An 11,057-nucleotide genomic window follows, 5' to 3' on the forward strand; every position below is an offset into this window, starting at 1 on the left:
GTGGTCTCTGCCATCCCGGTGGTGGCCCTCCGCGGGCGCGGTCTGATGGTGACCGACACCGTGAGAGCAGCCCATCATGGCGCTCACGCCCACAGGCCGGAGGCATCGGCTCCCTGTTGTGAGATTCCCACAAGGATTTCTGCGCACGGTTGAGCGCCGCGCGCGCTCCCACACCCAATCCGGCGGTCACCGTCGCGTCGAGTCGCGCAGCAGGTCCCCATGGTGCGACATTGACACTCAGCCCCTGCGTGCGTCGCCCGCGGGTGCTCGTCGACCTTGAGGAGGAACCGGTGTTCCAACGCATCGCCATCGTCAACCGCGGAGAAGCCGCCATGCGGCTCATCCACGCGGTAAGGGATCTCAACGCCGAGCACTCGGACCGCGACCCCATCACCACGATCGCGCTGTACACGGACGCCGAGCGCTCCGCCATGTTCGCCCGCGAGGCCGACGAGGCCCTCCCGCTGGGTCCGGCATCGGAGCGCCCCTACCTCAACCACCAGCTCCTAGCCCGCGTCCTCACCGAGGCCAGGGCCGACGCCGTGTGGGTGGGGTGGGGCTTCGTCGCGGAGGACGCCGCGTTCGCCGACCTCGTCGAATCCCTCGGCATCACGTTCATCGGCCCTTCCGGCGACGCGATGCGCAAGCTGGGCGACAAGATCGGCTCCAAGCTGATCGCGGAGGAGGTGGGCGTGCCGGTGGCGCCGTGGTCGCGCGGCGGCGTCGACACCCTCGACGAGGCACTCGCGGCGGCCGAGAGCATCGGCTACCCGCTCATGCTCAAGGCGACGGCGGGCGGCGGCGGTCGCGGCATCCGCATGGTCACCACCGGCGAGGAACTGGCGGATGCCTACCAGCGAACCCGCGACGAGGCCGAGCGCGCGTTCGGCTCCGGCGTCGTGTTCCTGGAGAAGCTCGTCACCGGCGCCCGCCACGTCGAGGTGCAGGTCATCGCCGACGGCCAGGGAACCGCGTGGGCGATCGGCGTGCGCGACTGCACCATCCAACGCCGCAACCAGAAGATCATCGAGGAGTCCGCCTCCCCGCTGCTCACCGTCGACCAGAACGAGGAGCTGAAGGCCTCCGCGGAGCGGCTGGCGCTGGCCGTCGGCTACCGCGGCGCCGGCACGGTGGAGTTCCTCTACCACCCCGGGGACAGGATGTTCGCGTTCCTGGAGGTCAACACGCGCCTGCAGGTGGAGCATCCCATCACCGAGGTCACCAACGAGTTCGACCTGGTCAAGGCCCAGATCCACGTGGCCGCCGGCGGCACGCTGACCGAGCGGCCGGTCGAGTTCGGACACGCCGTCGAGGCCCGGCTCAACGCCGAGGACCCGGACCGCGACTTCGCCCCCGCTCCCGGCCTCATCACCCGCCTCGACCTGCCCGCCGGCCCCGGCATCCGCGTCGACACCGGCGTGGCCGAGGGGGATTCGATCCCCGCGGACTTCGACTCCATGATCGCCAAGATCATCGCCTACGGCCGCACCCGCGACGAGGCGCTGGGCCGCCTGCGTCGCGCCATGGCCGAGACCACCGTCGTCATCGAGGGCGGCGCCACGAACAAGAGCTTCGTCCTGGAACTGCTGAAGCAACCCGAGGTGACGGGCCGGGCGGCCAGGCAGGAGGCGCCGCGCCGCGCCGCCGCCGGTACGACCGCCGAGACGGTGCAGTGGGCCGACACCGGCTGGATCGACCGCACCCGCGCCGACGGCGGGCTCATCGCCGACGAGCACGCGGGCGTGGCCCTGGTGGTGGCCGCGATCGAGGCCTACGAGGAGAGCACCGCCATCGAGACTGACCGCCTGCTCACCACCGCGCACGGCGGCCGCCCGCAGACGCAGCACAAGTCCGGGGCGCAGGTGGACCTCAAGCTCCGCGGCACCACCCACAGCGTCACCGCCTTCGCCGTCGCTCCCGGGCGCTACCGCGTCGTCGTGGACGGGCAGGCCACCGAGGCAGAGTTGCAGCGCCTCGACGACGTCCACGGCCGCGTGACGGTGGGGGGCGAGCGGCACCGCATCGTCACCGCGACCCACGGCCCCATCCACCTCATCGAGGTCGACGGCGTCACCCACCGCGTCTCGCGTGACGAGGGCGGCGTGCTGCGCTCCCCCGCGCCGGCCCTCGTGGTGGCGACACCGGTGAAGGTGGGCGACGAGGTGGAGGCGGGCGCCGCCGTCGTGGTGCTGGAGTCCATGAAGATGGAGACGGCCGTGCACGCCCCGTTCGCCGGGCGCGTGAAGGAGCTCATGGTGATCACGGGCTCGCAGGTGGAGTCCATGGCCCCGCTGGTGCGCCTGGAGCCGTTGGGCAACGGCGGCGCCACGGTCGCGGCCGAGGACAAGCCGCCCGTCGACATCCCGGTTTGCCCGCCTGTCGCGGATCCCGCCGCACGGGCCGGTCGCCTGCTCTCAGACCTGTCCGCGACCCTGATGGGCTTCGACGTGGACCCGTCGGCCACGACGCTGCGCCGGTATCTCGAGGCCCGCGACGAGGCCCGCGACGCGGGTGTGAACGTGGTGGCGGCCGAGACCGAGCTGCTCGCCCTGGTGGCCGACCTCGCCGAGCTCAGCCGCAACCGCCCGCTGGGCGAACAGGCCAACACCGAGCTGCGGGTGCATTCGGACCGCGAGCACTTCCACCGCTACCTCACCACCCTCGACGCGGACCGGGCCGGGCTGCCCGGGCACTTCGTCGACCGCCTCGCCGATGCGCTGCGCCACTACGGCGTGGACTCGCTCGACCGCACGCCGGCGCTCGAGGCCGCCGTCTTCCGGATCTTCCTCGCACAGAAGCGGGTGGCCTCCGACGTACCGCTGATCCTGGGCATCCTGGACCGGTGGATCAGCGAGCCGGCGCCCGACGCCGAACTCGCCGTCGCGGCCCGCGCCCAGTTGGAGCGGCTCGTGCGGGCCACACAGCTGCGTTTCCCCGCCGTCGGGGACCTGGCCCGCTCGGTGCGCTTCCGGTGGTTCGACCAGCCGCAGGTGGACGCTGACCGCTCCGCCATCGTCGCGGGCGTCGGCGACGAAGTGGAGGCCCTGGCCGCGACCCCGGATGCTGCTGACTACGACGCACGTATTGCACGGCTGGCGGCCATCCCCGAGTGGACGGCCAACTTCCTGGCGGCACGGCTGGGTCGCGGCGTTCCCGCGCACGAACCGATGCTGGAGGTTCTGCTGCGCAAGTACTACACCGACTACGGCCTGACCGATGTCCAGCGCCTGACGGTGGACGGGCGCTCGGTGGTGCTCGGTCACTACGAGCTGAGCGGGCGTCCGCGCCGCATCGTCCTCACCGTCGGACAAGCCGACGAGCTGGCCTCCGGTGGCCCCCTGGAGCAGGTGGTGGCCGCGCAGATCGCGGGTCGGACGGCCGGGTACGACGCGGTCGTCGAGCTGTACGTGCTGTGGCCGGAGCGCCCCGACGCCGATGCGCTCGGCGCGGAACTCCTCGACAGGCTGCGGTCCTGGGCGTGGGACCCGGCGGTGCAGCGGGTCGCGGTGGCCGTGTGCACGGCCGACGGCGCCGTCGAGTACCGCACGTTCCGGTTCACGGAGGGCGCGATCGTCGAGGACGAGAAGATCCGCGGACTTCCGCCGATGGCCGGCCGCCGGCTGGACCTCTGGCGCCTGCGCGACTTCGACACCACGCGCCTGCCCGCCCCCGTAGACGTGCTGCTGTTCGAGTGCGTCGCCAAGACCAACCCGGAGGATCGCCGCCTGGTGGCCATGGCGCAGGTGCGCCAACTGGCCGTGGTGCGCGACGCGGAGGGCCGGCTGATCGGGCTGCCGCACGCGGAGCGCGCCGTGGCGAACTGTCTCGAGGCCATCCGGCGAACCCGGTCGTCGCGGGGTAAGGCCGGCTCGAAGCTGGACATGAATCACGTGTGGGTGCATGTGTGGCCGGAGATCGACCTCGACATCGAGGACATCAAGCCGCTGCAGGACCGGATCACGCCGCTGTCCGACGGCGCGGGCATCGAGGAGGTCCTGTGCCAGGGCCGTTTCGTCCGCCCCGACCGCACCATCCCGCTGGCAGTCCGCTTCCACGCCCAACCGGGCGCCGGGGTGACCACCACGGTCAGCTCCCCGCCGACCGAGCCCCTCAAGCCGCTCGACGACTACGCCGGCAAGGTGCTGCGCGCCCGCCGTCGCGGGTTGGTCTACCCGTACGAGCTGTCTGCGTCCCTCGCGGGTCCCGGCGGGTCCCTCGTCGAGCTCGACCTCGACGATTCGGGCCGCCTCGTCGAGGTGGACCGTGCTCCGGGGCGCAACAAGGCGGGCATCATCGTGGCCCGGGTCACCACCCCCACGGCGCTGCACCCCGAGGGCGTCACGCGCATCGTGCTGTCGGGCGATCCGACGAAGGGCCTGGGCGCCGTCGCCGAGCCGGAGTGCTCGCGGATCATGGCAGCCCTGGACCTCGCCGAGGAGACGAGCGTCCCTTTGGAGTGGTTCACGCTCAGCTCCGGGGCGAGGATCTCGATGGAGTCGGGCACGGAGAACATGGACTGGGTGGGCGCCGCGCTGCGGCGCATCGTCGAGTTCACGCAGGCCGGCGGCGAGATCAACGTCGTGGTGGCCGGCATCAACGTGGGCGCCCAGCCGTACTGGAACGCCGAGGCCACCATGCTCATGCACACCAAGGGCATCCTGGTGATGACGCCGGACTCGGCGATGGTGCTCACCGGCAAGCAGTCGCTGGACTTCTCCGGCGGCGTCTCGGCGGAGGACAACTTCGGGATCGGCGGCTACGACCGCGTCATGGGCCCCAACGGGCAGGCGCAGTACTGGGCCAAGGACCTGGGCGCGGCGATGGCGCTCCTGCTCTCGCACTACGACCACACCTACGTGGCCCCGGGCGAGACCGGGCCCCGTCGGGCGGTGACCGGCGACGCCGTCGACCGCGACGTGTCGGACTACCCGCACAACATCGGCACCGACTTCGCCACCGTCGGCCAGATCTTCTCCCGTGAGCACAACCCGGACCGGAAGAAGCCGTTCGACATCCGCACCGTCATCGCGGCGGTCTGCGACCAGGATCACCCGCGAGTCGAGCGCTGGGCGGGCATGGCAGAGGCGGAGACCGCCGTCGTGGTGGACGCCCGGATCGGCGGGCACTCGGTGAGCGTGGTCGGCATCGAGTCGACGCCGGTGCCGCGCGCAGGATTCCCTCCCACCGACGGCCCTGACACATTCACGGGCGGCACGCTGTTCCCGCGGTCGTCGAAGAAGGTGGCCCGCGCGATCAACGCGGCGTCGGGCAACCGGCCGCTGGTGGTGCTGGCGAACCTGTCCGGCTTCGACGGTTCGCCGGAGTCGATGCGCAACCTGCAGTTGGAGTACGGCGCCGAGATCGGCCGGGCCATTGTCAATTTCGACGGGCCCATCGTGTTCGTCGTCATCTCCCGCTATCACGGCGGGGCGTTCGTCGTGTTCTCCAAGCGGTTGAACGAGAACATGACGGTGCTGGCCATCGAGGGCTCGTTCGCCTCGGTGATCGGCGGCGCGCCCGCCGCGGCGGTCGTGTTCGCCGGGGATGTGGCGAAGCGGACGGCCGCGGACGCGAGGGTCGCGGATCTGGAGGCCCGTCTGCGCGTGGCGGCACCGGAGCAGCGCGCCGATCTGCAGGTGCAGCTGTCGGACGTCCGCGCCGCGGTCCGCGCCGAGAAGATCTCGGAGATCGCGGCCGAGTTCGACGGCGTGCACAACATCCATCGGGCCGTTCAGGTGGGTTCGGTGGACCGGGTGATCGCCCCGTCCGAGCTCCGTCCGGCGATCGTTGGGGTGATCGAGGCCCACCGGGGCTGACCCCCGTTTCAGTGGGGGATCCTGGATGAAAGACCGTCCAGGATCCCCCACTGAAATCGACCCTGCCGCCGGATTCCTCGGACCCCTCGGGTCGAGCCGCGCCGAGCCGCCACAGCGGCGCGCAGCGCGCGTCGACCACCGTGAACGACGTTCCCACCCGGCCTCAGGACATCGCTGACAGTAGGCTCGGGCCGTGACCGACGACGACTTGTGGCAGCTCACCCGCACCCGGCTCTTCTGGGCCGGGATCCTGGCCAACGGCGTGACCACCGACGAGGGAGCAGCCGCCGTCGAGGCCGCGCTTCCCACCCGCCCGTCGGCACGTAAGGACCTCGAACGCCTCCACCACCTGGCCACCGACGAGCTGACCGGCATGCTCGCTCTACTGTCGGACGACGAGCCGCGTTGGACCGGCGGCGAAGGCTCCACCGTGGGGGACGTCCGCCGCATGCTCGACCGTTACACCGGGTGAGCGATCGCGCGGTCATTCCCCACGCGCCGGGCGCAGCAGGCGCATGCCGTTGACGATCACGATCAGCACGGACGCCTCGTGGACGAGCATCCCGATCGACATCGTCACCCCACCGAACAACACACCCGCCAGCAGCGTCCCCACCGTCAGGAGCGCGATGACGATGTTCTGCCTCATGACCATCACGGTGCGCTTCGCCAAACCGATGGCCTGCGGGATCCGGTCCAGCCGGCTGGTCATCAGGGCGATGTCGGCCGTCTCCACCGCGACCGCCGAGCCCGCCGCCCCCATCGCGATCCCGACGTCGGCCAGGGCGAGCGCCGGGGCGTCGTTGACACCATCCCCGACCATCGCGACGACGCGGCCCTCGGCCTGGAGGGACCGCACCACGTCGAGCTTCTGCTCGGGCAGCAGCCCGGAGCGGGCGTCGGCGATCCCGACCGTCCCCGCGACCGCCGCCGCGACCCTCGCCTGGTCGCCGGTGAGCATGAGGACGCGCGTCACACCGACCCGGTGCAGGGCTGCCACCAGCTCGGCGGCCTCGGGTCGCACGGCGTCGGCCACTCCGATCGCGCCCACGACGTCGCCGTCCACGGCCACCATGAGCGGAGTGTGGCCGGCGTCGGCGAGCGTCGCGGCCGCCTGGGCGGCCCACGCGTCGCCCTGCGGCGCGACCAACGCGAGGGTGCCGACGGCCACCTCACGCCCACCGACAGTCGCGACCACGCCGTGTCCGGGCACCGTGCGCACACCGTCGGGGATGGCGGGCACGTCCAGCCCGCGGGCCAGCGCCTCCTCGACGACGGGGAGGGCCAGCGGATGATCCGAGCCGGCCTCCGCGCGCGCGGCCAAGCCGAGCACCTCGTCGGCGGTCCAGTCGCCGCGGGCCACCACGTCGGTCAGCGCGGGCCGGCCGACGGTGAGCGTGCCGGTCTTGTCCAGCGCGACGGTGTCGACTCGGGCTGCAGTCTCGAGGAATTCGCCGCCCTTGATGAGGATGCCGTCGCGGGCGGCGCGGCCGATGCCCGCCACCAGCGCCACCGGCACGGAGATGACCAGTGCGCCGGGGCAGCCGATGACCAGGAGGGTGAGGGCCAGTTCGAGGTCGCGGGTGAGCAGCCCCACCACGACGGCCAGGGCGATGATCCCCGGGGTGTACCAGCGGGAGAAGCGCTCCATGAACTGCTGGGTGCGGGCCTTGGCGTCCTGCGCCTCCTCCACCCGGTGGACGATGCGCGCGAGGGTGGTGTCGGCGCCGACGCCGGTGGCATCGAGGGTGACGAATCCGTCCGCGACAATCGTGCCGGCGAACAGGGAGTCCCCTGCGGACTTCTCGGCTGGGATGGACTCGCCGGTGATCGCGGCCTCGTCGACCGCCGCCCGCCCGGAGGTCACCACTCCGTCGACGGGGACCCGCCCGCCGTGCTTGACCACCACGGTCTCGCCGACCCTCACCTCACCGGCCGGCACCTCCACCTGGGCACCGTCGCGGACGACGGTGGCGGTGTCGGGCGCCAGCGCCACCAGCTCGGCCAGTGCGGAGCGGGTCTTGGCCAGCGTCGCGTCCTCCAGCGCGTGGCCGACGGCGAAGAGGAACGTGACCGCGGCGGCCTCCCAGTAGTTGCCGATCGCGATGGCGCCCACGGCGGCGACGGCGACCAGCAGGTCGATCCCGATCACCCGCAGCCGAAGCGCCCGCACCGCGGACCGGGCCACCGGTGCGCCGGCCACGAGGGCGGCGGTCAGCATGAGCCAGCCGGCCACGGGCCACTCGAGCGCGCCGGCCAGCCCCGAGGACAAAATGAGGAATCCGGAGAGCGCCGGCACTCGCCAGCGAGGGGACAGGAGTGTCATGGCAGGTCCTCAGAACGCCGACGGGCGGGCGGTGTAGCCGGCCTTGGCGACGGCGGCCACGAGCTCGTCGACGCTGGTGCGGGTGAGGTCGTGATCCACCTCGATGCGGGAGGAGGCGAAGTGGACCTTCGCCGTCGTCACCCCGGGCAGCGCGCTCAGCGCCTTCTCGATCTTGGCCACGCACGACGGGCAGCTGAAGCCTTCTGCGCGGAGGGTGGTGTGGGTGATGGTCGCGGTGGACATGGTCTCCTCCTGGAGGTCGGTGCCGCTGGATGCGGCGATGGCTCGACGCTACGGGGGTGCCGCCGACGCCTCCTTGACGTGGATCAAGCCGCGGCGGGCAGCCGTGGGGCAGGGTGGGGACATGACTCAGCACGTGCAGGTCCATCACGCCGGCGACACCTGCGTGGCGCTGGTCCCGGTGTTTCGCGGGCTGGACGCCGGCCAGCAGGAGGAGGTGGCAGGATTCGCGAGGCCGATCAGGGCCGCCGCCGGTGAGCAGCTGCTCGCCCCGACCGACCGGACCAGACGCCTCCTGGTCATCCACCGCGGGAGCGTCCGGGTGGTGCACCTTCTGGACACGGGCCACGAGCGCGTCGTGCGGGTGCTGGGTCCGGGCAGCGTCGTCGGCGAGGCCTCCTTCATCCTGGGCCGTCGCCCGGACAACTACGCCTATGCCGAGACCGACGCCGAGCTGTGCTCGTTCGACCACGCCGACCTCGCGCGCCTCGTCGCCCGCTACCCGGACATCGCCGTGCGGATGCTGCAGATCCAGGCCGAGCGGCTGGCCGCGGCCGAGCGGATGCTGGCCGCCTTCGGGGGGCGGGACGTGGGCGCGAGGGTCGCGGCGTACCTGCTGGACCTTCCGTCCCGCCGCGAGCCCGGAGCGGTGATCGTCGAGCTGCCCATGGCGAAGAAGGACGTGGCGAGCTATCTGGGTACCACCCCGGAGACGTTCAGCCGCCGGCTGCGCGACCTCGTCGACGACGGCGTGGTGGAGCTGGCGGGCCGCCGCGAGATCAGGGTCCTCGACGCTGAGGCGCTCGAGCGCCGCGCCGACGCTACTGGGTGATGTCGTAGCGCAGCAGGCGGGCCTTGTCCGCCTTCCGCGTGGAGCCCTGCAGTGCCAGCAGCTCGGCGTAGATGCCGTCGGTGGTGGCCAACTCGGCGGGGGTGCCGATCTCGTCGATGCGACCGTCGCGCAGCGTCACGATCCGGTCCACCGTCGAGATCGTCGAGAGCCGGTGGGCGATGATCAGCGTGGTCCGGCCCTCCATCAGCTCCTCCAACCCGGCCTGCACCGCGCGCTCGGACTTGGTGTCCAGGGAGCTGGTGGCCTCGTCGAGGATGAGGATGGGCGCGTCCTTGAGCAGGGCCCGCGCCACGGAGAGCCGCTGCTTCTGCCCGCCGGAGAGCTTGACTCCCCGCTCGCCGATCTCGGTGTCGAAGCCGTTGTGGAGGTGCGAGATGAACGTCATCGCGTTGGCGCGCCGCCCCGCGACCGCCAACTGTTCGTCGGTGACGCCGTCCTGCCCGTAGGCCATGTTCTCGCGGATGGTGCCGGAGAACAGGCTGGCGTCCTGGAACACCACGCCCACCTCGCGGCGGAGCGCCACCGTCGGCACGTCGTCGACGGACTGGCCGTGGACGCGAAGCGTCCCGGAGGTCACCGGGTAGAGCTTCATGATGAGGTTGACCAGCGTGGTCTTGCCGCCGCCGGACTCGCCCACGAACGCGATCCGCTCGCCGCGGTTCACCGTGAGGTCGATGTCCCTGAGGACGAGGTCGTCGGTGCCGTCACCGTCGCCGTAACCGAAGTCCACGTGGTCGAACTCGATCACCGGATCGGACTCCACCCACTGCACCACGGCCGACGGCGCGGCCTCCAGCGCATTGTTGGGCTCGTCCGTCTCGTCCATCACCTTGAAGTACTCGCGGCTTCCGGCGACGGCGCGCTGCGTCATGTCCACCCAGTAGCTCATGGAGGTGACGGGCATGCGCGCCATCGTGGTGAGCTGGATGAGGAGGACCATGGTGCCGACGGTGTACTGCCCGCTCGCCGTCTGGTAGAAGATGATGGCGTAGATCCCGAAGAACACCACGTCCAGCGCCCCGCGGCGCCAGAGGTCCATGGTGTGCCAGAACCGGGACTGCTGCCGCGACAATCCGATGGCGTCGCGGTAGTGGCCTTTGAACGACTCCAGCTCGCTCTTCTCGGTGACGAAGCTCTTCACCACCCGCATCTGCCCGATCACCTCGGAGAAGCGGCCGCCGGAGATGTCGTAGTGGTCGTTCTTCTGCTTCTCCCACACCTGCCACTTCGTCGACGTCCTGGCCGTCAGCCACACGAAGGTCGGGTAGATGAGGATGAGCAGGATCGTCAGCCACGGCGAGTAGAACGCCGTGATGACGAGCACCGCGAGCAGCGTCACCACCGTCGGGAAGAAGCCGTTGCTGAAGGTCTGGAGGAAGTCTGTGATCGACGTGATGGAGCGGTTGAGCCGGGAGATGATGGTGCCGGTGAGCTCGTTGTCGTAGTAGCGCTGCGGGAGGCGCAGGAGCTTGCGGTAGTAGTTGGCCGAGAGGATGGCGCGCAGCCGCACGGACATCAGGTCGCCGAAGTAGCCCGAGACGTTGGTGATCGCCGAGTTGGCCAGCGCGATGATCAGCAGCACCACCGCCAGCCACATGAGGTCCGCGACGGTCCCGCCGCGACCCTCCGCGATGTCGACCACCGTGTCGGTGGCCCGCGCGATGACGAACGGCGTCAGCAGCGCGGTGGCGGAGGTGGCGATCGCGCCGAGGGTGACGGTGAGGTAGAGGGGCCACAGCTCTTTGGCTGTGGCCATGATGGTGACGATGCTGCGCACGGATGACTCCTTCGGGGGCACTCTACCCGCGTCGACTCTGGGCGC

General features: G+C 71.1%; 6 protein-coding genes. 3 read left to right on the plus strand and 3 right to left on the minus strand.

The genetic code is table 11. The annotated features are described in order from the left end of the window. Nucleotides 1–290: 290 nt before the first annotated feature. Both ACZK5N_RS01825 and ACZK5N_RS01830 read left to right on the plus strand, forming a co-directional pair. Nucleotides 291–5,816 carry an ATP-binding protein gene (locus ACZK5N_RS01825; RefSeq protein WP_459018168.1) on the plus strand — a complete coding sequence of 1,842 codons (5,526 nt, stop codon included), beginning with the start codon at nucleotides 291–293 and terminating at the stop codon, nucleotides 5,814–5,816. Nucleotides 5,817–6,009: 193 nt separating this feature from the next. Continuing rightward, on the plus strand, nucleotides 6,010–6,288 hold the full coding sequence (locus ACZK5N_RS01830) for a hypothetical protein (RefSeq protein ID WP_459018169.1): 279 nt from the start codon (nucleotides 6,010–6,012) through the stop codon (nucleotides 6,286–6,288). A 12-nt stretch (nucleotides 6,289–6,300) separates the two neighbouring features. Here ACZK5N_RS01830 and ACZK5N_RS01835 read toward each other — a convergent pair whose 3' ends face one another. Both ACZK5N_RS01835 and ACZK5N_RS01840 read right to left on the minus strand, forming a co-directional pair. Next, a complete protein-coding gene (locus ACZK5N_RS01835) occupies nucleotides 6,301–8,142 on the minus strand; it encodes a heavy metal translocating P-type ATPase (protein WP_463624580.1) in 1,842 nt (613 codons plus the stop codon). A 9-nt stretch (nucleotides 8,143–8,151) separates the two neighbouring features. Then, entirely contained in the window at nucleotides 8,152–8,385 is a 234-nt protein-coding gene (locus ACZK5N_RS01840) for a heavy-metal-associated domain-containing protein (RefSeq protein WP_463624581.1), read from the minus strand. Nucleotides 8,386–8,506: 121 nt separating this feature from the next. On the opposite strand from ACZK5N_RS01840, the gene ACZK5N_RS01845 reads away from it, so the two are divergent. After that, nucleotides 8,507–9,214 (plus strand): Crp/Fnr family transcriptional regulator, encoded by a 708-nt coding sequence (locus tag ACZK5N_RS01845; RefSeq protein ID WP_463624582.1) that lies wholly within the window; start codon nucleotides 8,507–8,509, stop codon nucleotides 9,212–9,214. On the opposite strand, the gene ACZK5N_RS01850 is transcribed toward ACZK5N_RS01845, so the two are convergent. Next, complete coding sequence (locus tag ACZK5N_RS01850) at nucleotides 9,204–11,012, minus strand: ABC transporter ATP-binding protein (RefSeq protein WP_463624583.1); 1,809 nt, start codon at nucleotides 11,010–11,012, stop codon at nucleotides 9,204–9,206. The genes ACZK5N_RS01845 and ACZK5N_RS01850 overlap by 11 nt on opposite strands. Nucleotides 11,013–11,057 lie beyond the last annotated feature (45 nt).

The sequence above is a fragment of the Tessaracoccus pujii genome, assembly GCF_055326215.1.

Excerpts from the sequence above, each read along its gene's own strand:
- ACZK5N_RS01835 (WP_463624580.1), bottom strand. The coding sequence starts at position 8,142 with ATGACACTCCTGTCCCCTCGCTGGCGAGTGCCGGCGCTCTCCGGATTC.
- ACZK5N_RS01845 (WP_463624582.1), top strand. The coding sequence starts at position 8,507 with ATGACTCAGCACGTGCAGGTCCATCACGCCGGCGACACCTGCGTGGCG.
- ACZK5N_RS01840 (WP_463624581.1), bottom strand. The coding sequence starts at position 8,385 with ATGTCCACCGCGACCATCACCCACACCACCCTCCGCGCAGAAGGCTTC.